Annotated in this window: 18 protein-coding genes; 9 read left to right on the top strand and 9 right to left on the bottom strand. The window is 63.8% G+C overall.

The window, feature by feature from the left end:
- The first annotated feature begins 351 nt into the window (after positions 1–351).
- Positions 352–1,005, top strand: coding sequence for a peroxiredoxin (locus ACI3K3_RS00260; RefSeq protein WP_404911369.1), 654 nt, complete (start codon positions 352–354; stop codon positions 1,003–1,005).
- 37 nt (positions 1,006–1,042) lie between these two features.
- A complete protein-coding gene (locus ACI3K3_RS00255) occupies positions 1,043–1,729 on the top strand; it encodes a glutathione binding-like protein (RefSeq protein ID WP_404911368.1) in 687 nt (228 codons plus the stop codon).
- Between the two features lie 308 nt (positions 1,730–2,037).
- Here the strand turns inward: ACI3K3_RS00255 and ACI3K3_RS00250 are convergent, their stop codons facing one another.
- A complete protein-coding gene (locus ACI3K3_RS00250) occupies positions 2,038–2,313 on the bottom strand; it encodes an HU family DNA-binding protein (RefSeq protein WP_404911552.1) in 276 nt (91 codons plus the stop codon).
- An 879-nt stretch (positions 2,314–3,192) separates the two neighbouring features.
- Between ACI3K3_RS00250 and ACI3K3_RS00245 the strand changes: the two genes are divergently transcribed.
- The 7 genes from ACI3K3_RS00245 (at position 3,193) to ACI3K3_RS00215 (ending at position 14,521) form a co-directional block, all read left to right on the top strand.
- A complete protein-coding gene (locus ACI3K3_RS00245) occupies positions 3,193–4,296 on the top strand; it encodes an LLM class flavin-dependent oxidoreductase (RefSeq protein ID WP_404911367.1) in 1,104 nt (367 codons plus the stop codon).
- Between the two features lie 12 nt (positions 4,297–4,308).
- The gene (locus ACI3K3_RS00240) at positions 4,309–5,571 is read left to right on the top strand and encodes an acyl-CoA dehydrogenase family protein (RefSeq protein ID WP_404911366.1); all 1,263 of its coding nucleotides are present in this window, start codon (positions 4,309–4,311) and stop codon (positions 5,569–5,571) included.
- On the top strand, positions 5,568–6,833 hold the full coding sequence (locus ACI3K3_RS00235; protein WP_404911365.1) for an acyl-CoA dehydrogenase family protein: 1,266 nt from the start codon (positions 5,568–5,570) through the stop codon (positions 6,831–6,833). Before ACI3K3_RS00240 ends, ACI3K3_RS00235 begins: the two co-directional genes overlap by 4 nt.
- Positions 6,834–6,861: 28 nt before the next feature.
- Positions 6,862–8,682, top strand: coding sequence for an ABC transporter ATP-binding protein (locus ACI3K3_RS00230; RefSeq protein ID WP_404911364.1), 1,821 nt, complete (start codon positions 6,862–6,864; stop codon positions 8,680–8,682).
- Positions 8,669–10,555, top strand: coding sequence for an ABC transporter ATP-binding protein (locus tag ACI3K3_RS00225; RefSeq protein WP_404911363.1), 1,887 nt, complete (start codon positions 8,669–8,671; stop codon positions 10,553–10,555). Before ACI3K3_RS00230 ends, ACI3K3_RS00225 begins: the two co-directional genes overlap by 14 nt.
- Positions 10,556–10,886: 331 nt before the next feature.
- Positions 10,887–13,442: a TonB-dependent receptor plug domain-containing protein gene (locus ACI3K3_RS00220; RefSeq protein ID WP_404911362.1), complete on the top strand. Its 2,556-nt coding sequence runs from the start codon at positions 10,887–10,889 to the stop codon at positions 13,440–13,442.
- A 26-nt stretch (positions 13,443–13,468) separates the two neighbouring features.
- Entirely contained in the window at positions 13,469–14,521 is a 1,053-nt protein-coding gene (locus tag ACI3K3_RS00215) for an ABC transporter substrate-binding protein (protein ID WP_404911361.1), read from the top strand.
- Positions 14,522–14,573: 52 nt separating this feature from the next.
- Here ACI3K3_RS00215 and ACI3K3_RS00210 read toward each other — a convergent pair whose 3' ends face one another.
- From ACI3K3_RS00210 to ACI3K3_RS00175, 8 genes are all read right to left on the bottom strand, one after another.
- Positions 14,574–15,611, bottom strand: a complete 1,038-nt coding sequence (locus ACI3K3_RS00210) for a sigma-54 interaction domain-containing protein (RefSeq protein WP_404911360.1) — start codon at positions 15,609–15,611, stop codon at positions 14,574–14,576.
- A 141-nt stretch (positions 15,612–15,752) separates the two neighbouring features.
- Positions 15,753–17,561: a dipeptide ABC transporter ATP-binding protein gene (locus ACI3K3_RS00205; RefSeq protein WP_404911359.1), complete on the bottom strand. Its 1,809-nt coding sequence runs from the start codon at positions 17,559–17,561 to the stop codon at positions 15,753–15,755.
- Positions 17,558–18,454 (bottom strand): ABC transporter permease, encoded by an 897-nt coding sequence (locus tag ACI3K3_RS00200; RefSeq protein ID WP_404911358.1) that lies wholly within the window; start codon positions 18,452–18,454, stop codon positions 17,558–17,560. Before ACI3K3_RS00200 ends, ACI3K3_RS00205 begins: the two co-directional genes overlap by 4 nt.
- Positions 18,451–19,572, bottom strand: coding sequence for an ABC transporter permease (locus ACI3K3_RS00195; RefSeq protein ID WP_404911357.1), 1,122 nt, complete (start codon positions 19,570–19,572; stop codon positions 18,451–18,453). Before ACI3K3_RS00195 ends, ACI3K3_RS00200 begins: the two co-directional genes overlap by 4 nt.
- Before the next feature lie 54 nt (positions 19,573–19,626).
- Positions 19,627–20,853, bottom strand: a complete 1,227-nt coding sequence (locus ACI3K3_RS00190) for an LLM class flavin-dependent oxidoreductase (RefSeq protein WP_404911356.1) — start codon at positions 20,851–20,853, stop codon at positions 19,627–19,629.
- A 15-nt stretch (positions 20,854–20,868) separates the two neighbouring features.
- Entirely contained in the window at positions 20,869–21,618 is a 750-nt protein-coding gene (locus tag ACI3K3_RS00185; RefSeq protein WP_404911355.1) for a class II aldolase/adducin family protein, read from the bottom strand.
- A gap of 20 nt (positions 21,619–21,638) precedes the next feature.
- Complete coding sequence (locus tag ACI3K3_RS00180; RefSeq protein WP_404911354.1) at positions 21,639–22,697, bottom strand: ABC transporter substrate-binding protein; 1,059 nt, start codon at positions 22,695–22,697, stop codon at positions 21,639–21,641.
- A 129-nt stretch (positions 22,698–22,826) separates the two neighbouring features.
- Entirely contained in the window at positions 22,827–24,359 is a 1,533-nt protein-coding gene (locus ACI3K3_RS00175) for an ABC transporter substrate-binding protein (protein ID WP_404911353.1), read from the bottom strand.
- Between the last annotated feature and the right edge of the window lie 2 nt (positions 24,360–24,361).

Below are 24,361 nucleotides of genomic sequence, written 5' to 3'. Positions count from 1 at the left end.
TCCTACGGCAAGATAATGGTGCCGGGAACAGCGCCTGCCGCCGAGAGTGTGCTGCTCTCAACTGATCGGCCATCAACCCGCGGAAGTTGCAGTCTGGGCGGTCTTTCGAAGCGGTTCCCGTTTCCGTCTACAATCCATAAAACGATACTTGACCAGCAGATAGTAAATCTTGCCATTGACTGGAAAAAGTGGATGTCTAGCCTTAGCTAATCCAGGCAGCCATTGCATCGCCCGGTTTTACGGATGTTCAGGCGACATCGCCAAATATCCTTTCCACTTTAATTAGAGATAAGCATCAAGGCACCTGCCCAGGCGCCGTAACCTTGCTTTCTACTTGAGGAAGGTACTCACATGTCTCTGAAGTTATCCGATACGGTGCCCAATTTTTCGCAGGATTCGACCGAAGGGCTCATCGATTTCTATACCTGGGCTGGCACCGACTGGGTGGTGATATTTTCCCATCCCAAGGATTTTACGCCGGTTTGCACGACCGAACTGGGAACTGTCGCGCATCTTAAGCCAGAGTTCGATAGGCGGGGCGTGAAAGTAATTGGGCTTTCGGTCGATCCGGTAGACAGCCATCAGGGCTGGGCGCGTGACATTGCAGAAACGCAAGGTACGGCGATCAACTTTCCGCTGATCGCCGACCATGATCGCAAAGTCTCGAACTTGCTGGATCTTATCCATCCCAATGCGTCCGACACGACGACGGTGCGCACAGTGCTGGTGATCGACCCGGCCAGAAAACTTCGTCTGACACTGACCTATCCCGCCTCTACCGGACGGAATTTCGATGAAATCCTGCGTACAATCGATAGCCTGCAACTGACCGACAAGCACAAGGTCGCCACGCCCGCCGATTGGCGGGAGGGCGATGACGTCATCATTGTCCCGTCCATCGACGACGCGGCGGCAAGGCTGCTTTTTCCCGACGGTTGGAAAACCGTAAAACCTTACCTCCGCATTGTGTCGCAACCGCGCGGTGATGGCGCGATTCTCGCCTGAATGACGACATTTCCCACGTCTTTTCGAGGAAGGTCGGATGATCGATCTCTACTACTGGACGACGCCTAATGGTCATAAGGTCAGCATCTTCCTGGAAGAGGTGGGGTTGCCTTATCGCGTAACGCCGGTCGACATCGGCAAGGGCGAGCAGTTCCTGCCCTATTTCCTGACTATAGCGCCCAACAACCGTATCCCAGCCATCGTCGATGACGAGCCGGCCGACGGTGGCCATCCCTTGGCCGTCTTCGAGTCCGGCGCAATCTTACTCTACCTTGCCGAGAAGACGGGACAATTTCTTCCGTCCGAGCCGCGCCAGCGCAGTGAGGCCTTGCAATGGCTGTTCTGGCAGGTTGGCGGACTGGGACCAATGGCAGGCCAGAATCACCATTTCCGCAACTTGGCATCCGAAGAATTGCCTTATGCCGTTGAACGGTACACCCGGGAAACGAGCCGCCTTTTCCGGGTGCTCGACAAGCGTCTTGCCGACCGTCGCTATCTGGCTGGCGAGACTTTCTCGATTGCGGACATAGCATCCTATCCCTGGGTATTGCCGTGGCAGCGGCTCGGCCAGACGCTCGAAGATCTCGTCAATGTCCGTCGCTGGCTGGAGGAGATTTCGCAGCGCCCCGCTGTCGCGAAGGCGTATGACCTTGTGGCCGAGATCAATGCCGATCCCGCGCCGTGGCTTTCTGATCGCTCCTTGATTTCAGTGGGAGGGCGCTAGAGCCGGAACTTCGCAGCGGCGCCGAAAAGACCCTTGCAGCCATGATTTCCAGCGCCGTGCGAGCCGCTGTAACTGCCGCTCGGACAAATGACGATCCCCAGATCGATAGCGACGTTTGAAGCCGTCGGTGCGTGGTGCCGCGATCTTGCCGTGACATCGTCATCTCGCTGGAGACGGACCGGGGCACCGGCAATGCCGGTCATACTACTTGCCGCGCTCAGTTGGGCCGCCACTCACTCGACGGTCACAGCCAGCGTCGCAACTGTAAGCAGGGCGACATCGGCTCAGCCGATGCCACCCTTGCCGGATCAGCCGTTAAGCTTGTCCTTGACCGCCTTGGCGACGGTGAACGTGAGCTTCTTCGAAGCCTTGATGGTCATGGCTTCACCCGTCGCCGGATTGCGGCCCTCACGCTCCGGGCTGTCCTTGACCTTGAACTTGCCGAAACCGCTAAGCGAGACTTCCTCACCCTTGGCAGCCGCATCACCAATTGCTGCGAACACGGCGTCGACGAACTTGCGTGCGTCGGTCTTGGCGATGCCGTGGTCGGCAGCGATGGCGTCGGCGAGATCGCTGTTGTTCATAAGAATTTCGTCCTGCTGATGTCTGTTCTGGCACCGCTGCCCGTCAAAGGCCGGCATGGCGCTGTGCTAACATGGCGCAAGCCCATCAACGTTCAAAGCCGCACACTTCGGCAAAAACCTCGTTCCGGGCAGTTGTCCACAGCCTCGGCGTCGGCATTTGAACAAGCACGCTAGGCACTGCGGGTGATGTCCTCGGCCGAAAGTTGACGAGATCGAGCGCTACCTGGGTCCGGCGAACACCGCAATCATGGGCGCCAACGTCATCACTCCTGTCTACCGAGTAGTGAGGTTCAGAAAGGATTGAAGCGTTCTTTCTGCGATCACGGTTCCTGTTTGCCTGTACGCTGAGCAGAATTTCGGCATGTTCCAGCTTGTCAGTCACACGCGGCAACAATCCAAGGAAGCGGTTGAAGGCGAACAGAGTGCGCCACCCTTTTCAGCGCAACGCGTTCATGGTGCGGGCGAGATTTTTACGGGAAAGAGTAAGCCCTGCCGAGACCATCGAACTGCGCGCTCAGCACCCCACCGGAGTTGCCCCTGGCGATAATTTCCGGCTGAAAGGCCGACGTTCACTACCGGGGGTCGGTTGGTAGAAACGCCGGCCTCATAACGGAGGGTGCCTGGATATCCTGAGGAGCGCAAGTCGCGGCGTGCCGCGAAGTAAGGCAAATATGGCTACTGCACGATCAAGCAGTCCCTCAACAGCTGCTCGTTTTTGATCATCCGCGTATCGGTTCACTGCTGCATTTTAAGCGATCGACTGAGCGGCGCTCCTCGCACGTCGTTTCATCGCTCGCAAATTGCAGGGTTACTGCAAACTGGCACGGCTCTTGATTAGCATCCGGCACATGCGCGCCGCGCGCCAGAGCAGGGGTGATTATGCCAGTTGAATTCGTCGGAGCGCTTGCCGCCCAGAACCAGTTCCAGGGACCCGCCGGTGGCGGCGGCCACCCGGACCTCGACTTCCTGCGCGACCTCGCCCGTGCGCATGAGAATGCGGGCTTCGACAGGGTACTGATGCTGGGCGGTGGCGAGTCCATCGTGGCCACCGGCTTTGCCGCCTCGGTAACCGAACGCCTTGGCTTCATGATTCCGTTTCGGCCCGGCCCGCTCTCCCCGCTACATGGCGCGAAAGCGCTGGCTGCGCTGGACCATGTCGCCAGGGGCCGCATCCGAGTCCATGCCATCACCGGCATCACCGCCGAGCCGGGCCTCGGCGATTTTCTGACCGACAAGGACGAGCGATACGCCCGCACCAGCGAATACCTCGACATTCTGCGCCAGGCCTGGACCTCCGACACGCCATTCGACCACGAAGGCAAGTACTACCGGTTGAAGAACGTCTTCTCGCCTCTGAAACCCTATCAACAGCCGCATCCACCGGTCTCCTTCGGCGGATCGTCCGACGCGGCCTACCACGTCGCCGCGCGCCACTGCGATCTCTACGCGCTCTGGGCCGAACCGCTGTCCGATGTGCAGGAGCAGATCGGCAAGCTGAAGGCTGCCGCTGCCGCCATCGGCAAGCCTACCCCGCGCGTCAGCCTCTCGGCTCGCCTCATCATCGGCAAGACCGAGGCGCAGGCCTGGGAAAAGGCGCACGAAATCGCCGAGAAACTCGCCAGCAACCGCCGCAATGCGGCACCCAACCCGCTGTTCCACGGCGTTCAGGGTACCGGTACCAAGCGTCTTCTGGCCGCTGCCGAGCGCGGTGAGCGCCATGACAAGTGCTTGTGGTTCGGCACGGCCACCGCAGTCGGCGCGACACACGATTCCACCTCGCTCGTCGGTACGCCGGACCAGATCGTCGAGGCGCTGCTGGACTATTACGACATCGGCGTCACCACGTTCCTCAACCGCGGTTACGAGCCGCTCTACGATGCGGTGGACTACGGCCGCTGGATCATCCCGGCCGTGCGCGAAGAAGTCCGCCGCCGCGAGGAAGCAGCAGCCAAGGCGGCTTCCTCCACATTGCAGCCGGCCTGATCGGAGCCTACGATGACCACCACACCGCCACGCCTTGCGAGCGAGAGCGCCGCCATCGCCGCCGCGCACGAAGCCGCCGCGAAGATCGCCGTGCTCGCCCGCGACGCCACCCTGAACGACAGCGTGCCTCACGAGGCTGCCGAAGTTCTTTCCGCCTCGGGCATCACCAGCATCTACGTTCCGCGCGAATTCGGCGGACTAGGCGCTTCGATCGAAACTGTGGTGGAGACGGTGCGGATCGTCTCGGCGGCGGACGGCGGCGTCGGGCAGGTCCTGCAAATCCACAACGTGATGATCCGCGGCGTCTTCTCCCGTCCCGACGATGACTTTCGCACACGGCTGCTGAAGGACATCTTCTCCGGCAAACGCTTCGGCAATGCGCTGGCCGAGGGCAAAGGCAAGGGCAAGGGCGGCGGCACCCGCCTGACGCTCGACGAGAACAGCGTGTGGCGGCTCAACGGCCTCAAGACGTTCGCCACCGGCTGCTATCTTGCCGAGTGGATCTCCATTTCCGCCACCAGCGACCAGGGGCCTGTCGGCGTGCTGTTGCACCGCGACGCGCCGGGACTGAAACTGGAGGACGATTGGCACGCTTACGGCCAACAGCATTCGGTCAGCGGCAGCATCAGCTTCGACAATGTGGAGATCGATCCTCGCTTCGCCCCCAAAGCTGCAGCGGCCGGCAGTTCTCCCGACTTCATGCCGCGCACCGGGCTGACCTGGCCGCAGATCCTGCACGCCGCCATCGATACCGGGATAGCGCGCGGCGCGTTGGAAGCGGCTACCGCCTATATTCGCGACAACATGCGCGCCTGGCCGGAGTCCGGGCTGGAGCGCGCGGCCGACGAGCAGCACACGATCAAACGTATCGGCGAATACGCCGTGGCCGTGCGCGCGGCGGAATCGGCCCTGCGGTACGCGGCCCGCACGTTCGACCGGTTCAAAGCCGATCCGGGCAACCGGGCGCTGGAGGACGAATTGATCCTCGCCACCGCCACTGCCCGCGCGCAGTCGGACGAAGCGTCCATCTTCATCGGCAGCGACCTGTTCTCGCTGACCGGCGCCAACTCCACGCTCGATCGCTGGAACCTGCAACGGTACTGGGCCGATGCGCGCGTCCATACCACGCACGATCCGATCCGCTGGCGCATCTATCACATCGGCAATTACTATCTGAACGGCGTGCCGCCCGACGAGTACGGCCGTGCGGCCAGGCTGCGCCAGCAGGAAATCGCCATAGCGACCAATAGCGCCACCAAGGAGAACGCGCTGTGAGCGTAGAGCCCGCCAACGACCTGCTCGACCGCGAGCACGCCCTCACCCCGCAATTTCCCGACGAGGCCGCTGCGATCGCCGCCGCCCAAGACGCCGCCGCGCTCATCTCGGCGATCTCCGCCGACCCGGCAGAGCGCAGCCGCATCCCGCACGAGCAGGCTGCGATCCTTGAGCGTTCCGGCGTCACCACGGTGGCACTCTCTCCCGAAGAGGGCGGCATCGGCGCATCTGTAGCAACGATCGTCGAGATCACCCGGATCATCTCGGCGGCGGACGGCGGCGTCGGCCAGCTGGTACAGATCCACAACATGATGCTGCGCGTCGTCCTGCGCCGACCCGACGATGTGCTGCGCCGCCGGGTGATAGCAGATGTCGCCGCAGGCAAGCGCCTGGGCCACGCGGCAGCCGAAGTGGGCGGCAAGCACAAGTTCGACACCCGCACCACCGCCACCCGCAACGCCGAGGGCAAGTGGGTGGTAAACGGCGCGAAATTCTACGCCACCGGCAGCTATCTGGCAGAATGGATTTCATCGGGCGCAAAAACCCAGGACGGCCAGATCGGCTTCATGGTCCATCGCGACACGCCGGGCCTCATCCTCGACGACGACTGGCATTCGTTCGGACAGCGCCACTCGGTGAGCGGCGGCGTACGCTTCGTGGACCTGGTGCTGGAGGACTGGCAGGTCAATCTTCCCACCGCAGGCACGCCGCAGAAGCCGGAACGCACTGGCCTGACCTGGGCGCAGATCAACCATGCCGCGATCGATGCGGGCATCGCGCGCGGCGCCTTCGAGGCGGCGATCCACTACCTCAACAACAACTCCAACGTCTGGATCGATGCGGACGTGGAGCGCGCCGCCCAGGAACCGCTCATCATCAAGCGCATCGGCGATTACGCCGTAGCGCTGCGTGCCGCGGAATCGCTACTTCGCGATGCCGCCGAGTTCTACGACGAATACAACGCCAAGGGGCGCCCGAGCGAACTGGACGACGAACTGATACTCGCCGTCGCCGCCGCGCGTGCCAAGACGGACGAGGCGGCACTGCTGATCTCCAGCGACATGTTCTCCCTGCTCGGCGCCAGTTCGTCGTACCGCAAGTTCAACCTCGACCGTTTCTGGGCCGACGTTCGCGTTCATACCACCCACGATCCGATCCGCTGGCGTCTGCATCACATCGGCGACTACTACCTGAACGGCGTTCCGCCCCATGAGTATTCCGCCGCGGCCATCCGCCGCCCGAACTACTCGAATCCGGATTGACGCAGCGCCGATGACAAACTTGAAGCCTATGGCTGCCGAAAAGGCGGAGCCCGGCGGCTCGTCTCCGCTCGCCACCTATCCCTTGTTGCGCAGCCTTGCTCTCTACCGGACGATCCCGGTGCTGTTCACCGTCACCTTCGCGCTTTTCTGTGTCATCCACCTCAGTTTGGCGCTCCAGCAATGGCTTGTCGGCCGGGCGCTGGACGCCGTGAACAGCGGCAAGGCAGCCACTCGACTGGCCGATGGCTCGATCGACTTCAGTGTCGCCTGGCACTGGACCGCGCTTCTGGTCGGTCTGGCGGCGGGACGCGGCGTGCTTCAATACATCTCCGGGATGTGCAGCATCCGCGCCAGCCAGGCACTGCTTTCCACGTTGCGCGAACGCATTCTGGTCCAGGTGCAGACGCTTCACCTCGGCTATCACTGGCAACACGGCATGGGGGAGATGATCACCCGCACCACCCGCGATGCCGACAAGTTGCGCGATGCCCTGGTCGCCTTCTGGCGCCAGACCGTGGAAACGGCCCTCGTAGTAACCGCCGCCATGGGTCTGCTGTTCTGGTACGATCCGGCACTGGGCCTCGTGCCGTTTCTTCTCACCCTGATCGGCTTCTGGATCTTCGTCCGACAGACCGACACTCTCGTCGTGCTCGACCGCAACGTCAGCGACGCCTACGATCAGGTCAACCAGGATCTCTCCGAGGGTATCGGCGGCGTACGCGTCATCAAGTCGTTCCGCCTCGAACAGGGCCGCATCGCCAAGTTTCGGGGCCATGTCGGGTTCTTCCTCGACCAGTCGCGCCATGCGCTGGCCTGGTGCAGTTCACGCATTCCGATCCCGCAGGCGGTGGTGGCGCTCGGTCACGTCTGGATCATGGCTTACGGCGCGCATCTCGTCGCAGCCGGCAAGCTGGGCGTGGGCGAGCTGGTTTCCGCACTGCTCATCGCCACTACCCTAGTCTTCCGGGTCGAGACGGTCGGCCGGGTCATGCGCATCTTCGCCGACGCGCGCGCCTCGGCCGCGCGCATCTGGGATTTGCTCGACCAGCGTCCTGCCATCCTCGGCGGCACTGCGGCCCTTCCAAAGGGAGCGCTGGGTTTTCGCCTCGACGCCGTACGGCTTCTGGCGCCGGGCGGGGAAACGGCCATTCTCGACGATTGCAGCATGACCTTGGAACCAGGCCGGATCGTTGCCCTGGTAGGAGCCACCGGCGCGGGCAAGAGTTCGCTGGCCGCACTCCTGCCGCGCCTGTCCGACGTCAATGGGGGGACGGTCTCCATCGGCTCGGACGCACTCGGCTGGCATGATGTCCGCGACCTCGACCTTGCCGGTCTGCGGCGCCGTGTCCATGTCGTGCCGCAGGACATCTTCCTCTTCTCGGACACTCTGGCCGCCAATTTACGCGCAGCCTCGCCCGAAGCGGATGACAGTGCCCTGATCGAAGCGCTGCGCCTGGCCGGAGCCGGCGAACTGCTGGAGCGCCTGCCGGATGGACTGGACACCCGCATCGGCGATCGCGGCGTCACTTTGTCCGGCGGCCAGCGCCAGCGCCTGTGCCTCGCCCGCGCCCTGCTCGCCGCGCCGGACATCCTCGTGCTCGACGATGCCACCAGCGCGCTCGATGCGGTGACCGAACGCACCGTCCTGCGCAACATCCGCCAACTTCGCGCGGCGCATGGCGGACCAATGACCGTCCTGCTCATCACGAGCAAGCTGTCCTCTGTCCTGCTCGCCGACCGGGCCGTGGTTCTGGCCAATGGCCGCATCGCCGCTGCGGGTACGCATGAAGACCTCCTGCTCGATCCGCTCTACCGCGACCTTCTGGGAATAGACCGTGCCGCCGCCTGACAACAAGCGCGTCCTTAGCGACATCGAAATCGAGGAAATGCTCGCGCGCAAGGCGCTCGACCGTAGCATGTTCCGCCGCCTGGTCCCCCTGCTTGGACCTGTCCGCCGCCAAGTTGCGGCGGTCTTCGCGCTCGAAACGCTGCTCGTCGGCATCGTCTTTGTCCGCCCCTGGTTCGTCGGGCAACTGCTCGACCACGGACTGGTCAAGGGGCCGGATGGCTGGACCCTCGATGAAGGCCTGCTGGCATGGCTGAGCATAGGCCTAGCCACGACATGGTTGGCGCGTTTTCTGTTCGCCGGTCTTTCCAGCTATCTCGCCGGCTCCGCCGCGCTTCGTGTCCTCAACGACCTGCGCATCCGGATTTTCGAACACATCCAGGCCCTCAGCGTCGGCTACTTCGACCGCACCAAGGCTGGCCGCATACTCTCGCGTGCGGATCGCGACGTGGATGCGTTGGAGGCCCTGCTGGTGCAGGGGCCGCCCGACATGCTCTCGGCCGTGCTGCGCTTCGGCGGAGCCGCGCTGATGCTGTGGCTGATGTCTCCGCTGCTGCTGCTCGCGCTGGCAGGTGTGGTGCCGTTCCTCGTGGTAGGCACCTGGCTGTTCAAGCGTGTTTCGCAGCGAAGCTGGGCCGTAGTGGCGGAGAACCGCAGCCGCTTCACCTCCCATCTCATCGAGACGGTATCGGGCGTTCGCATGATCCAGCAGTTGGTGCGCGAAGAGCCTAACCGGCAGCGCTACCGCGAACTGCTGTCGGACTTCGACGGAGCGCTGGTGCGCGGTAACATGCGCTCGGGGTGGTTCGCGCCGCTGAGCGGACTGCTCAACGCGGTCGGCATGGCGATGATCCTGCTGGTAGGCAGCTATGGGTTGCTGGAAGGCCAGATCACGCTGGGACAGCTTGCCCAGAGCCTGTTCTACGTCATGCTGTTCCTCGGCCCGCTCCAGGATCTGAACGATCTGTTCGAACGCTACGCCTCAGGTTCCGCCTCGGCGCAGCGCATCTTCCTGCTGCTGGACACCCGGCCCGACATCCTCGATGCAGACGATCCGGTGCAGGTTTCCTCCATGCGCGGCGAAGTGGAGTTCCGTTCGGTCGGCTTCTCCTATTCGCCCGGCGTTCTCCCACAAGTGCTGCACGACCTTTCGTTGCACATCCACGCCGGTGAGGTCGTTGCGGTCGTCGGCGCGACCGGACACGGCAAGAGCACGCTCGTCCAGCTTCTCACGCGCTTCTACGAAGCGCAGACCGGGCAAGTACTGATCGACGGGATCGACGTGAAGCACATGCGGCAGGCGGACCTGCGCCGCCATGTCGGCGTGGTGCTGCAGGACAACGTGCTGTTCAGCGGCACCGTTCTCGACAACCTGCGACAGGCCCGCCCCGATGCCGCTGATGAAGACCTGATAGAGGCTGCCCGCGCCCTCGACGCGGACGAAGTGCTGGGACGGCTGGCCTTCGGCTATCAGACGCAAGTCGGCCCGCTTGGGGCGAACCTCAGCCATGGTCAGCGCCAGCTCGTCTGCCTCGTTCGCGCCTACCTGACCGACCCGGCGGTGCTCGTGCTCGACGAGGCGACCTCGGCGGTCGACGTTCACACCGAACGCATGATCCAGCGCGCGCTTCGCCGCCTCTGCGAAGGGCGCACCGCCATCGTCATCGCCCATCGTCTCGCCACTATCCGCGATGCCGATCGCATCGCGGTGATCCGTGACGGGCAGGTCGTGGAACTTGGCAGTCATGCGGAGCTGACGCTGCTGCAAGGCCCTTATGCGCGGCTCTACGAAGCTTACGAGCGGCAGAGCGGCATCGTCACCGACGGTGAGCAGGAGCGGATCATCGAACGTTCGTCCATAGACGCCACGGCATAAGAGATTTTCAGCAAATTTATTGCTGAACTATTGCCAACTAGTGGATAGTACGCACGGCAGCCAGCTTCCCCCCGGAATATCCAGTAAATTATACTGCTGATATCGCTACATCCACGCAGAGCAACTGCTTACAATAGCGCAGCTAAACATCGGAATTTTACAAAAATTATAAATGAAATTACTTTAAATCATATACTTGAATGCCTCAATCCAATTTGGCCCGCTCCTTGCAGAGTTCCAGTCTGCGGGGGACCGCGCAGTAGACAGATGAGTTCAATCGCTGCGCAAACCGCAAGAAACTGATGGAAAACTGCGGTTTGGAGCGATTGGCATGAATTCTGGAAAACGGTACTTTCTGCTTGGGTCGGCTATTTCCGGCTTGATCTCTTCCACCACGGCACAGGCGGCAGCCGAAACGGCAATTGCCGAAGTGGAAAGCGCGGAGGCGCCCGGCAATATCGTCGTCACAGGAGCGCGGAGCGCGGGACGCACGGTAGAGAACAGCCCTACCCCCATCGACGTGCTACCCGCCGAAACCCTACGGCAGGCGAACCAGGCCAGCCTGCTGCAAACCCTGAATGATACCCTGCCCTCATTCAACGTGCCCAATATGCCCGGCTACGGCATCAACACCTTCATCCGCGCGGGCCAGTTGCGTGGACTGAGCAGCGGTCACACCCTGGTTCTCATCAACGGCAAGCGCCGCCACGTTACCGCGCGGCTCGGAGTCAATGATGTTGGCGTGGCGGCGGTCGATCTCGGCCTCATCCCGCTGAACACGATCGACCGGGTCGAAGTCCTGCGCGACGGCGCTTCGGCGCTTTACGGATCGGATGCGATCGCGGGCGTCATCAACATCATCACCCGTAAATCGGCCGAGGGCGGCGAAGTCAGCGCCCGCGCCGGGCAATACTACCAGGGCGGCGGCTGGTTGCAGCAGTACGATGCGGGGGCAGGCGTTCGCCTCGGCGAAAGCGGACACCTCTATCTGTCGGGCCAATATGTCGACCAGAAACAGTTGTTCGCCGATGGCGACGTGCCAGACAACATCCTGTTCTACTTCCCGCGCAATGCCGCAGGCAATCCCGTGCTCCCGGCGGGCAATGCCTCCACCGCGCCCACGCTGCCCGCCGGTGCCACACCCGACCCGCGCGAAGCGTCGGTCGATCGCCGCAAGATCTTCGGCGCGGCGGGCGGCGTGCCACGGGCGCAACTCGCCTCGTTCACCGCCGACCTTGGGCTTCCGCTTGGAGACAGCCTCGAACTCTACGGCTTCGGTGACTATTCCTGGCGCAAGGGCAGGTCTCCGCAGCACTACCGCTTCCCCTCGCGCGACCAGAATGTGCGCGCCATCTATCCGGACGGCTTCACCCCTTACAGCGGCGTGGTCGAAAACGACTTCTCCGTTCTGCTCGGTCTGCGCGGGGAGATTGGCGACGGCTGGAACTGGGATCTCAGCAGCGGCTACGGACAGGACGATATCGACACCTACGTCTACGATTCCGTCAGCCCCAGTTACGGACTTCAGAGCGAGACCGACTTCTTCCTCGGCAATTACCGCTATACGGCTTGGAACTCGAACCTCGATATCCGCAAGAGCACTGAGGACGGGCTGTTCGGCTTCGGTACGGACTGGTCGTTCGGCGCCGAGTTCCGCCGCGAGACTTACCGCCGCACCGCCGGCGAGGAACAGTCCTGGGGCTATGGCGGCCAACCCATCCTTGACGGGCCCAACGCAGGCAAGCCGATTTCACTTTCGGATTCAGGCTCCCAGGCGGATACCGGCGTCCGGCCCGAGGATGCAGCGCGGGACAACCGCAATTCCTATGCCGTCTATGCCGGACTGTCGCTGCGTCCAAGCGAACAGGCCACGCTCGATCTTGCAGCGCGCTACGAGCGCTATCAGCGCGCCGGAGACGTGCTGACGGGCCGGGTGTCGGGACGTTACGAGATCGTCCCCGGCCTTGCCCTTCGCGGCACCGCCAGCACCGGCTTCCAGGCCCCCGCCCTGGCGGCGCTGACCTTCCGCCAGACCAACGTGACGGTGAACCAGACCAACCACATCCTTTCCGTCACTTCACCCGAGGCACAGGTGCTCGGCGCAAGGCCGCTCAAGCCCGAACGATCGACCAACTTCAGTTTCGGGCTCGTGGCACAGCCGGTCCGCGACGTGAACCTGACCGTCGATCTCTATCAGGTACGCGTGAAAGACCGTATCTCCCAGATCGGCGCCTTCCGCGAATCCACCCATCCGGGCTCGGGCGTGCTGGTCCAGGCTGCCTCGCCCACTTTCGGGCCGGACGACAGCATCTCCTACCTCATCAATGCAGGCACCACGCGCACGCGCGGTGTCGACGTGGTGCTCGACGGCGAGTTTGACGCCGGTCCCGGCGCGATCCACTGGAGCCTTGCGGGCAACTACAACAAGACGAAACTGCTGGACGTCGCCCAAACGCCGGATGTTCTTCAGCAGTTCAACATCGTGCTGATCTCGACCACCACGCAGGCGCAGATCCTCTACCGGGCGCCCCGCCTCAAGGCGATCGGCTCGGTGAACTGGAAGTCCGGCCCCTTCTCGCTTGGGCTGCGCGGCACCTACTACGGCAAGATCAACCGCTCCTACACGCTGACGCAAACGACCGGCCCGAATACCATCGAACTCGTGAACGTCGGCAACATCTTCGTCACCGATCTCGAGGCCGGCTACGATTTCACCGACCGGCTTGGCCTGCGCCTCAACGTCAACAACCTGTTCGATGCCAAGCCGGCGCAGCTGCCGAGGAATGCCACCTCTCGCTGGCCGTTCTCCTCGATCGCCTACGTTCAAGACAGCCCCGTCAACCCGCTCGGCGGCTTCTATTCCGCCACCCTCAGCTATCGCTGGTAAATTCAACACGCCCGAAGGAGGCCATCATGACGCAAGCCATCGACACGATCTGGTTCACCCGCTGCCCCGTCCCCACTGCCACCGGCCTTGCCTACAAGCTGGGCTGGCTGGATGCGGAATTCGCGCCTGACGGGATCGCGGTTTCTACCTTGCAGGACAATCGCGGATCGGACCTTGCCCGCCATCACTATGACCACCAGCTTCCCTCGCTCATCCGCGAGGGGGGCAATCTGCTGGCCATTGCGGCGCGTGCGCAAGGCGCGCCAAGCCGGCTGATCGGCCTCACCTGGATCGACGAGGCACAAGTGATCCTCGTCCGTCCGGATTCCGGGATCACCCGTCCGGAAGACCTCAAGGGCAAGCGCATCGCGCTGCCGGGTTGGACGGAGAAACCGGATGCCGCGCACGTCCGCGGTTCCAGCATCGCGCGGGGCATGAGCCTGCACGGCATCAAGGGCGCGCTGGCCTATGCCGGGCTGACGTTCGACGACGTTCATTTCGTGGAAGTGGCGGCGCGTGCCGCATCTCAGAGCGATCCTCAAGTCCAGCTCCAGTCGCTATGGAGTGGGCTCGGCGATCTTGTCGATGGGCAGGTCGATGCGGTCTACGCCAAGGGCGCCTCTGCCATCGACGCGGCCAAGCGCCTGGGGCTGGAAGTCGGCATCGACCTCGACAAGCTCCCCGAGCGCCGCTGGCGCGTGAACAACGGCACCCCGCGACCGATCACGGTGCATCAGGCCCTGCTCGACAATCATTTCGATCTGGTCGTCCGCTTCCTCGAACGCACCCTGGCGGCGGCCGATTGGGCCGGATCCAACCAGCAGAAAGTACGCGAGCTCCTGGAGGGAGAGACCCGCGCCGGTGCCGAAGGCGTCGCCCGCGCCTACAGCGACGAGACGCTGGCCAATCTGCACCCCGATCTCTCCGAAGAGCGGCTCGCCCTGTTCGAACAACAGAAGACGTTCATGTACGTCCACAACCTGCTCGACCGCGATTTCGCGATTTCGGACTGGGTGGATGCGGCGCCGCTGGAAGCCGCTCGCCAGCGGCTGCGCGAAGTTGCGGCGGAAGTGGTATAAAGGCAGCGAAGGGAGCGGCGGGCGAGTTGCCCGCCGCTCCCTAGGGCGTAAACTAGTCGCCGATGAGGCCGGCGTTTTTCAAATAGGTCCGGATCACATTGCGCGTGACGCCCAATGCCTGCGCCGTGCGAACCTGGTTTTCGTTCGACTGCGCGTAGGCTTCCCGAACGGCGAGATCGATCAGCCGATCGAGCAGTTCCGGCTCTCCCGCTGCGATCAGCTGGGAGAGCGTCGAGCGGACATGTTCCAGCCCCTGCAGATCCCCCCGCGCCTCCGTTACGGTCGCGTAACGATCATTCGACAGGCCAAGGTGTTCGGGCTCGATCAGCTTGCCCGGTGCGACCAGCGTCGCGCGCTGGATCACGTTTTCGAGTTCGCGGATGTTTCCGGGCCAAGCGTATCGGAAAGCTACATCCTCGGCGTCCGGACTCAGTTCGATCGCAGCCGAACCCGCCTTCTCTCCGTAGACCCCCAGGAAATGACGCGCGAGCGGCAGGATGTCGGCAGGACGTTCGCGCAGCGGCAGCAGCGGCAGGGTCACTACCCCCAGCCGATAGTAGAGATCTTCCCGGAATCTTCCTGCTTCTACGGCGGCGCGCAGATCAACATTGGTTGCGGCAATAAGCCGCACGTCGAGGCTGACCGGCCGCCGAGCGCCCAGGCGGACGACTTCGCGTTCCTGAAGTACGCGCAGCAGCTTGACCTGAAGCGGCTGCGGCAGATCACCCACTTCGTCCAGAAACAGGGTTCCACCGTTAGCCGCCTCGAACCAGCCTTCGCGCGCATTGTGAGCACCGGTAAAAGCCCCGCGCTCGTGGCCGAACAGCTCGCTTTCCACCAGCGTTTCGGAAAAGGCCCCGCAGTTGACCGCAACGAAAGGCCGGTCCGCACGCCCGCTGAGCTGATGCACGTGCCGCGCGACGAGTTCCTTTCCGGTCCCGGTTTCGCCGGTGATCATGATCGTTGCGTCGCTGGGCGCCGTCCTCTCGATCAAAGGCAAAAGCGCTTTCGATCGAGGGTCGGAGAAGATGAATGTCCGCGCCCGGATGGCCAGGGCGGAAACCTCGAATTTCAGGATCGTATCGCGCATGTCGAAGCCCCGTAGTTGTCGCTCCTAGCTCTCAAGCCAGTGCGGTGGTCCGCTTCCACTTGCCGAGAACGAGGCTACCACCATTTGTCTACCAAAACAGTTGAGAAATCTTGATTGACACAAAGCTGGGCTTTAGTCGCTCTAGGCTGCGGTATCGCGAAGGCGCGGGGAATCGGCGACCAGTCCGCGCGTATAATCATGTTGCGGCTCATCCAAGACATGGGCGGTCAGCCCCTGCTCCACGATGCGGCCCTGCCTGAGCACGGCCACATAGTCCGAGACAGCGCGCACGACGCCCAGGTCATGCGTGACGAACAGGATGGTCAATCCCGATTCCCGTTGCAGCGAGCGCAGCAGATCGATGATCGCCGCCTGCACCGAAACGTCGAGCGCAGATGTGATTTCATCGCAGATCAGGAGTTGCGGCTTGCAGATCAGCGCACGGGCGATCGCCACGCGCTGTCGCTCGCCACCGGAGAGATCGCGCGGATGACGCTGCGCCAGTTCCGGTGCCAATGCCACCCGGCGCAAGACTTCAGCGACCTCCTTGTCGGCATCGGCAGACCTGATCGGGAAGAAGTGCAGAGCGGCTGTCCGCAAGATCTGCCCGACTGTCTGACGGGGATTCAAGGCACGAAACGGATTCTGGAAGATGTACTGAATTCGTCGGCGCAAGTCCTTGTCGCGGTCTCCAGCCAGATCGAGCGGTCGGCCATCATAGAAGAACACGCCGTCCACGTCCTCCACGGCGCCGACCAGCGACCGGGCAAACGTGGTTTTGCCCGAACCGCTTTCCCCGACAAGGGCAGTGCAATAGCCTTCGCGCAGCGACAGGTTTACATCGGCCAGCACCTGATTGGCACCATAGCTGGCCGTAACCTCTTCGAGAACGGCAAGCATGCGCCGCTCCGGCCTTTCCGCGCCGCTTTCGGACAATGCGGCCGGCGTCCGCACGTTTGCGGTCACATCCTCGCGATTGCCGCGGACGGGATGATGGCAAGCGGCGAGGCGCCGTTCGCCGAAGTCGCGCAAGGGCGGCCGCGCCTTGCAGCTTGCGCTGCGAAGATCGCAGCGAGACCCGAAGGCACATCCTTCGCCCCGATCGTGCAGTGCCGGAGCATGACCGGAAATGGCGCGCAACACGTGCCTTCCGGAGATGTCCGGCACCGCGTCAAGAAGCCCACGCGTGTAGGGATGGGTCGGTGCCCCGAAGACCTGGTCCCGAGATCCGCTTTCGACGATCCGTCCCGCGTAAAGTACGACCACCCGGTCGACCAGTTCGCGAACGACTGCCAGGTCGTGCGAGACGTAGACGGCGCCGATCTCTCGCGTTCGGCAAAGCTCCCGCACGGTTGCCAGAACTTTCGCCTGGGTGCTCACGTCCAGCGCCGTCGTCGGTTCATCCAGCACGATCAGGCGCGGGCGAAGCACGACCGCCAGCGCCAGCAGGACTCGCTGCTGCTGCCCTCCCGAAAGCTGGTGCGGGAAGCGGCGAAGGAACTCCGCGTCCGCCGGAAGGCCGACGTCGGCTGCTGCCTCCGCGATCCGCTGGCGCCACTCCCCTCGCGAAAGCCCGGGCTGGTGAACTCGCAGCACTTCTTCGAGCAGCGAGCCGATGCGGCGCATGGGGTTGAGGGCGAGCGCGGGGTCCTGCGCGACGTGCGAAATGACCGGTCCGCGCATCTGCCGCCGTTCAGGCTCGTCGAGCGAGAGCAGATCGCGCCCTTCCACGAAAACCGATCCACCGGAGATCACCGCCCCAGCGCGCGCATCTCCCAGCAGTGCGCTTGCAATGCTGCTCTTTCCCGAGCCGCTTTCGCCGACGACGCCGATGATCTCGCCCGGTGCGACGGAAAAGGCGATGTCTTCCACGACCGCGGTGCCGTCATCGAGCGATACCACCAGATCGCGTACCTGCAGCAGGCTCTTGACGAAGGGAACGACGCTCATGCCCGCTCCTCCCGTTCACGGCGCTTGATCCCGCGCATGAGGGTGCGGGCGCGCGATTTCGGCCCGCGCCGCCGGGGGATGCGCGCGCCTGTCCTGGCGATGCCCTCGGCCAGGAGATTGCTGCCCAGTGCGAACAGGCCGATCAAAGCCACCGGCGCGAGCACCGCCCATGGCTGGATCATCAGCCCGGCGCGGTTCTCGTTGATCATCAATCCCCAATCCGCTGCCGGCGGCGCCACGCCGTAACCCAGGAAACTGAGGCCCGAGAGCATTCCGATCGCCCAGGTGAGCATGATCCCCAGGTGTACCAGCAGCGGGGTGGAAATGTTCGGCAGGATTTCCAGCAGCACCACGCGCCACCAAGGATAGCCCATCAGCCTTGCCGCCTCGACGTACTCCTGGGACGCCACACCCAGCGTGACGCCGCGCGCCAGGCGGATAACCCCCGGAACGAAGGATATCGCCACAGTAAGGACGATAAGCCAGGGCGCCCTGCCCAGCATGGAAACGACGAGGAGGACGAGGATCAGGTCCGGAAACGCGAGCAGGACGTCGGTCGCCCAGACCACGGCATGATCGATCCTGCGGCGGGACAGCCCCGCCGCGATGCCGATGACCGCACCTGCCGCCAGCGCGATGACGGAAGCCGCGAAGCTCATCCACAACACGGACCGACCGCCCGCTAGCAACCGCGACCAGACGTCTCGGCCGAGATAATCGTACCCCAGCGGTGAACCCTCGCCCGGCAGGCCATATGTGGGACCGACCAGCGCGAGCGGCGACTGCGGCGCGGCGTAAGGCCCCAGCAGCGCGAATACCAGAACGGTGGCGGCAAGAACCAGCCCCAGCCGGGACTGCGGATCCCGGTGCAGGTTCGAAAGGCCTTTACTCATACTCCGCCCGCCTTCAGCTTGAGTTTTGCGCGCGTGCCCGCCCTCAGGCGCGGCCGTGACGAGGTGCGCAATTTTGGGGTCACCAGGACGGTCGCGATATCGGCCAGCAGGTTGATGACCACCACGCCGATCGCCATCGTCAGCGTGATCGCCTGGATCACCGGGACGTCCCGCATCTCGATGGCGCTGTTGAGGGCATTGCCGATGCCGGGATAACTGAACACGACTTCCACGATCAGCCCGCCGCCGAGCAGCAGGCGGCTTGTCAGGGCAATCCCTTGTATCACTGGAACCAGGGCATTGGGCACGGCGTGGGTCCAGACGATCCGCCATTCCGGAATGCCGCGCAACCGGGCGGCGGACACATATTCCGCCTCCAGCGTCTCGATCATCGCCGAGCGCACCAGCCGCAGCAGGAACGGTGCAACCGTCAGGATCAGCGTCAGGGCCGGCAGCACCAGATAGGAAGGCTGCAACCACGGGGAAATGGCCGGATCGAGCAGGGAAACAGCCGGAAGAATCGGGAGGACCGTCGTCGAGAGGAGGAGAATGAGGCCGATGGCCATGACGAAGGCAGGAAGAGCCTTGAACAGGATGACTGTATTCATCGTCCAGCGATCGAGCCTGCCGTCTCGCCGGATCGCGAGCGCGATTCCGCTTACGAAGGCTATCGGTATCGCAAGAACAAGCACGATTGCCATAAGCACGGCCGAGTTGCCGAGCCGGTCGGTCACGATCTTGCCGGCCGCAACGCTGGAATCGAGCGAAACGCCGAAGTCGCCCGATGCGGCGCGCACCGCCCACCTCGCATATTGAACGGGGATCGGCCGATCGAGCCCGAGCTGGTGCTGGAGAACGCGGATGCTCTCCTCGCTGGCATCAGGCCCCAGGATCACGCGCGCCGGGTCGGACGGCAGTGCCTGGGTTGCCGCGAAGACGAGCAGGGAAATGACGATGGCGGTTGCCAGACCGGACAGGACGCGGCCGCCCAGCCAGGGAAGCCAGGCCGGAAACGAAATGCCGCCGTTCGAACGCTCCGGCGTCCGGGCGATTGCGCCGTCCTTCGGTTCGCCCCCGTCATGGGCTTGCGGTGGTTGGGGGGAGTAGATCGTCGCCATGCGATGCCCTTGCCGTTATGTATCCGCCGCTTCGCTTGCTCGGCATGGTTCCCGTCAGCCCGGCGCCTGCTCCAGCGCCTTTTCCACGGGAGCGATCGGCCGAGGCTCGACTACCCGAAGCGAGGGCACCCGAAGCGAGGGCACCTCGAAACCGTGGTCGAGATCGAGCAGCGGGAACAGCAGCTCTGCCACCCGGTGCGCCTCGGAGATCAGGGGGAAGCCCGAGAGGATGAACGCATTGGTCCCCTGCTCCGCATATTCGCGAATGCGTGCCGCGACGTTCTGCGCGCTGCCCACCAGCGTTGTGCCGGCAGCCGGTCCCATGATGTCGAAGCCGAACCACGCCGGTCCGACCCAGACGTTCGGGTAGACTTCAAGGTCGCGGGCACTCGGCAGGCGGCCCGATTTGACGATGTCGATGTTGCGCTGGACCTGCGGATCGGGACTGCGATAGGTCTCGATCGTTTCGCCGGGCGGCAGCCGCATGCGGATCGAGCGCAATGCATGGTCCACCGAGGAGCGCTGGAGCAACCACTCAGCGTAGTCCCAGGCCTCTTCCTCGGTTTCGCGCACCACGATCTGCAGACGCGTGCCGTATTCGAGCGTACGCCCGATCTTCTCGGCTTCCGCGCCGACGCGCCGGAACTTCTCGCCCAGCAGCGGCGGCGTATTGGCGAAGCTGAGATAAGTATCGAGCAGTTTCACCGAATGGGCGACGCCCGGGGCCGACGTGCCCGCACCCCAGAGCGGAACCCCGGCCGGCTGATAAGGCCCCGCCCAGACTCCCATCGGCGAGCCGCCTTCAGCGCGCGGTGCCAGTTTCACGAAGTTCCCGTCGTATCCGCTGCGGTCACCGGCATAGACCTTCCGGAAGGCATCCCAGTATTCGAAACTGAAATCGTAGCGCTCGTCGTGCGGGTAATGCACGCCCAGCGCTGCCAGTCCGGCGTCGTTGCCATTGACCACATTGAAGAGCAGCCGCCCCTTCGAGAAGTGGTCGAACGTCTGCGCATACTTCGCCAGCACCGCCGGCGACAGCTCGCCGGGATGCTGTGCAACGAGAAATTTCATCCGCTCGGTCGCCGGAATCATCGCGGCGGCCACGGCAAGGCTTTCGTAAGTGCTCGATCCCAAGAGCGCCCCGTAGAAGCCCAGCTTGTCGATCGTCTTGGCAAGCTGTTCGAGATGATCGAAGCCAGTCTGCCAGCGCCCTTCCTCCACCCAGGGATAAGGGCCGTCGGGCGCGGTCAGATACCAGAGCAGCTTTACGGGACGGGTCATGAGTCTGCTCCGGGATCAGTCGAGGTCGGTCACGGGCAGCAGGCCAAGGCCGCGCGCTTCATCGTAGCGCTTGCTCATCTTCCATTGCTGACGCAGCACGCCGGGGCCGTAAGTCCGCGATCCGCCGAGCGCCTGGGCCTTGATCTGGATGTCCGCGCCTTCCTCAAGCAGGAGAATGAACTCGGCGAGGTCGCGAAGACCCTTCCATCCCCAGACCGTCGCACCGCCGTTGGCTTCGAGGATCGCAGGGGTGAAGGGGTTTTCGATCAGCTTTTCGTTGATGAAGTCCTGCTCGTCCTGGCGGCGATCGATGTAGACCGGCAGTTCGCGGGCGAGGTGGAAGCGCTGGACCGGCACATAGCTGATCGGCAGCGTCCGGTGGCTCTGGGCCCAGGCCCCGAGATTGGGCGAATGCACGTGGCTGAGCGAAGTGATCGTCGGGTTCTGGTTGAACACCTTCAGGTAGCGGCCATTGGCACGCCCCTTGAAGGCCGTTCCGTCAAGGCCGGTGACCGTGAACGAAAGCGGCTTCACGCTGTGGGTGCTGCGATCGAACGGGTGCGGCAGATTTACGCTGACGATCTTGTCCTCACCGGGCACGCGCTCGATGAAGCCCACGGTGCCGTTGGCGGTGATCGTGCCGGTTTCGCGGTAGGCCCGGAAGATTTCGGCCGCCTGCACGACGACGTCGTTCGCAAAGTCGAGCACGGTCGAGTTCAGGGGAGGCGTATTGGTTTCTTCGGGGGTCTGGACTGCGGTAGCCATTATGGGTCTCCTCGGTAAATTCAGGCGGCGCGGCTTCCCGCGCGGCGTTCGAGAGCGGCTTCGAGCGGCCTGCGGTCGATCCACGCATCGACGTCCACGTCGTGTTCGAGGAAACCGTGAAGCCACAGGAAATTGGCCTGCTTCTTGAGCAGTTCCACGCGCTCTTCCGACAGATCCGGATGCAGCGAGCGATGGAAGTTGTTGCGATACGCGGCCTCGACGCCCGCAGCCCCGGCGTAGGTTTCCTTCTGAAGGATTCCGCGCAGGGCAGGCAGATTATGCGCTGCCCAGTCGGCCGCGCGCAGCGTTTGTTCGAGGAACCGCACGACCAGATCGAAATGATTGTCGAGCAAGTCGCGGCTGACGGTGATCGGGCGCGGGGTGCCGTTGTTGACGCGGGTGTGGCGGCTTGGATAGCCGTCCAGATCGATGCCCACGACGACGCCCGCGCGCTTGGCCGCGTCCACGGCGGAGGCGCCCTTCACGTAGACGGCATCAACGGTGCCGACCTCCAGGGCCTCGATGCCCGACCACATCCGGGCCAGGTTGAGCGAGGAATCTTCCGAAGGCGGCGCCAGCGGCACATCCACGAACGTCACGTCCTCAAGCGTCAGCCCCGCAATGCCGAGGGCGCCCCTGATGCCCGCCAACGACATGCCTCTGGCGATGCTGCTGCCGCGCGTGACGCTCCACGCGGGGAGCGCGATACGCAGCCCCTTGAGCTGTGCGGGCGCGATCGGGCCGGTCTCGCGGCGAACGAGGATCGCCTGCCATTCGTCGATCCAGGTCAGGCCGATCAGCCGCGTGGGCGTGCCCTTGGCCTTGGTGGCGAGCGCGGGAATGTTGCCGCCTTCGCGGAACAGGCCGGCAAGGTCATGTTCGTTGTGGTGGGCGCGCATGGCACGCGGCTTGTCCTGCAAGGCTTCGACGCGAAGCCCGTCCTGCGCGAATTCCTCGCTCAGCCAGCCGAGCGAGTGCGCGATACCCGATGCCGTCGGCACCGGGCAACGAGTGAAGAGGATGCGATCCAGCCGGCCTGCTACGGCCGCTTCGCCAAAGCTGTGAACATTGTCGGTCATGAGAACTCCGTCATTTCCGGATCAGAGCAAACACCGTGCCAGAAGCGTTTATCCGCCACTCTGGCCTGCTGTTTCGGAACCAATGCGCAGATTTGAGCAGCCCGCGTCGCTCCTGCTGCGCGGTTATGCTCACACCCACATCTGGTCGAAACGCCAGGTCGGGAAATGGGAGCGTTCCGCTTTAATCCCACCCACGCGCGGGCCGACGCCGTCGAGCGTATTGGCAAAGCCCCAGATCAACAGACCGCCTTGTTCATGCTGGATCCGCTGCATCTGGTGGACCAGTTGGGACCGGGCCGGGATATCTGGCTGCGCAAGGGCCTGATCGAACAACCGGGTAAACGCCGGGTCATGGAAGTTGGTCTTGTTGGACACCGATGTGGGCGCATCGATGTGCAGAGCCGTGGAGAGCCAGGGGACGCCCAGCGTTCCGCCCGTGCTGATCGCCCAGCTTGTCTTCGCAGGCCCCGCGAAAGTCGCGGCGTCCACCTGACGCAGGCGCAGATCGATGCCTGCCTTCTTCGCCTGTTCGGCCAAGACCAGCGCAGATGCGACATGGGCTGGGCCTACCACCAGCTCGGTGCGCAGGCCCTCCTGCCCCGCCTGGCGCAGCAGACTGCGGGCCTGAGCGAGGTCTTGCTGCCGCTGGACGATGGCCTGATCGAACGTTGGATCCTGCGGTGCGTAGAGGTCGTTGGCGATCCGCCCCTCCCCTTGCAGCGCGCGGCGCACCAGTTCATCGCGATCCACCAAAAGGCGAAATGCCTGCCGCACGCGCACGTCGGCGAAGGGGCCTTCTCTCGTGTTCATGTCGAAAGACTGCCAACCGTTCGTCGGTGACACGAGAATTCGGGCGCGGCTATCGCGGCGGATCAACCCGGCCTGTTCCGGCAGGATCGCATTCGCAAGGTCGATCTGTCCTGCCAAAAGCGCGCCAATGCGTGCCGTCTGGTCCTTAAACTCGATGATTTCGAGTTCATCCGGATAGGGTCGGCCGGGTTTGAAATAGTTGTCGAAGCGCTTGAAGGTGGCGCGCTGACCGGGCTCGAACCTGTCGATCCGGTAAGGCCCCGCCCCGACGGGATTGGTGACGGAATGGTAGTCGGCAGGCACGATGCCGCCGAAGTTGGTCCAGGTTTCCGGCAAGGCCACGAAGCCGCGCCCCTCCCGGATGGGAATGCGAACGGTGCGCTCGTCGAGCACTTTCACCCCGTCCCTATCGACCGGCGAGACGAGCGCACCGTAAGGAGAGGCCAACCCAGGATCGGTGATCCGCCGGATCGAGAACAGCACGTCCTGTGCGGTGATCGTCTTGCCGTTGTGAAACTCCAGCCCCGGTTTCAGCCGGATGTCCCAGGCGCTGGCGTTGCGATTGGGCTCGACCGATTCCGCAAGGGCGAGGCGGGGCTGCATATCCCCGTCCCATTCCCACAGCTTGGCGTACATGGCGAAACCGCGAATGGTGCTGCCAAGCCCCAGCGGCTTGTGCGCATCGAGGTTCCCGGAGCGTTCGCCGTCCAGGATGCCCAGCCGCAGCTTGCCGCCTCGGCGCGGCGCGGCAGGTGCTTCGCTCGTGTTTTCACTGCGGCGGCCGCATCCGGACAGCAGCAGCGCTGCGCCTGCGGCTCCACCGATAAGGCCGCGTCTGGTAAGTCCGTCCATCG

The organism is Novosphingobium sp. ZW T3_23, from assembly GCF_044987305.1.
Classification (GTDB): domain Bacteria; phylum Pseudomonadota; class Alphaproteobacteria; order Sphingomonadales; family Sphingomonadaceae; genus Novosphingobium.
The sequence above is the reverse complement of the archived record's forward strand: the minus strand, read 5'-3'. Positions and strand labels throughout refer to the sequence as shown.

Excerpts from the sequence above, each read along its gene's own strand:
- ACI3K3_RS00250 (WP_404911552.1), bottom strand. The coding sequence starts at position 2,313 with ATGAACAACAGCGATCTCGCCGACGCCATCGCTGCCGACCACGGCATC.
- ACI3K3_RS00195 (WP_404911357.1), bottom strand. The coding sequence starts at position 19,572 with ATGGCGACGATCTACTCCCCCCAACCACCGCAAGCCCATGACGGGGGC.
- ACI3K3_RS00185 (WP_404911355.1), bottom strand. The coding sequence starts at position 21,618 with ATGGCTACCGCAGTCCAGACCCCCGAAGAAACCAATACGCCTCCCCTG.
- ACI3K3_RS00180 (WP_404911354.1), bottom strand. The coding sequence starts at position 22,697 with ATGACCGACAATGTTCACAGCTTTGGCGAAGCGGCCGTAGCAGGCCGG.
- ACI3K3_RS00260 (WP_404911369.1), top strand. The coding sequence starts at position 352 with ATGTCTCTGAAGTTATCCGATACGGTGCCCAATTTTTCGCAGGATTCG.
- ACI3K3_RS00215 (WP_404911361.1), top strand. The coding sequence starts at position 13,469 with ATGACGCAAGCCATCGACACGATCTGGTTCACCCGCTGCCCCGTCCCC.
- ACI3K3_RS00205 (WP_404911359.1), bottom strand. The coding sequence starts at position 17,561 with ATGAGCGTCGTTCCCTTCGTCAAGAGCCTGCTGCAGGTACGCGATCTG.
- ACI3K3_RS00190 (WP_404911356.1), bottom strand. The coding sequence starts at position 20,853 with ATGACCCGTCCCGTAAAGCTGCTCTGGTATCTGACCGCGCCCGACGGC.
- ACI3K3_RS00245 (WP_404911367.1), top strand. The coding sequence starts at position 3,193 with ATGCCAGTTGAATTCGTCGGAGCGCTTGCCGCCCAGAACCAGTTCCAG.
- ACI3K3_RS00175 (WP_404911353.1), bottom strand. The coding sequence starts at position 24,359 with ATGGACGGACTTACCAGACGCGGCCTTATCGGTGGAGCCGCAGGCGCA.
- ACI3K3_RS00210 (WP_404911360.1), bottom strand. The coding sequence starts at position 15,611 with ATGCGCGATACGATCCTGAAATTCGAGGTTTCCGCCCTGGCCATCCGG.
- ACI3K3_RS00200 (WP_404911358.1), bottom strand. The coding sequence starts at position 18,454 with ATGAGTAAAGGCCTTTCGAACCTGCACCGGGATCCGCAGTCCCGGCTG.
- ACI3K3_RS00255 (WP_404911368.1), top strand. The coding sequence starts at position 1,043 with ATGATCGATCTCTACTACTGGACGACGCCTAATGGTCATAAGGTCAGC.
- ACI3K3_RS00240 (WP_404911366.1), top strand. The coding sequence starts at position 4,309 with ATGACCACCACACCGCCACGCCTTGCGAGCGAGAGCGCCGCCATCGCC.
- ACI3K3_RS00220 (WP_404911362.1), top strand. The coding sequence starts at position 10,887 with ATGAATTCTGGAAAACGGTACTTTCTGCTTGGGTCGGCTATTTCCGGC.
- ACI3K3_RS00230 (WP_404911364.1), top strand. The coding sequence starts at position 6,862 with ATGGCTGCCGAAAAGGCGGAGCCCGGCGGCTCGTCTCCGCTCGCCACC.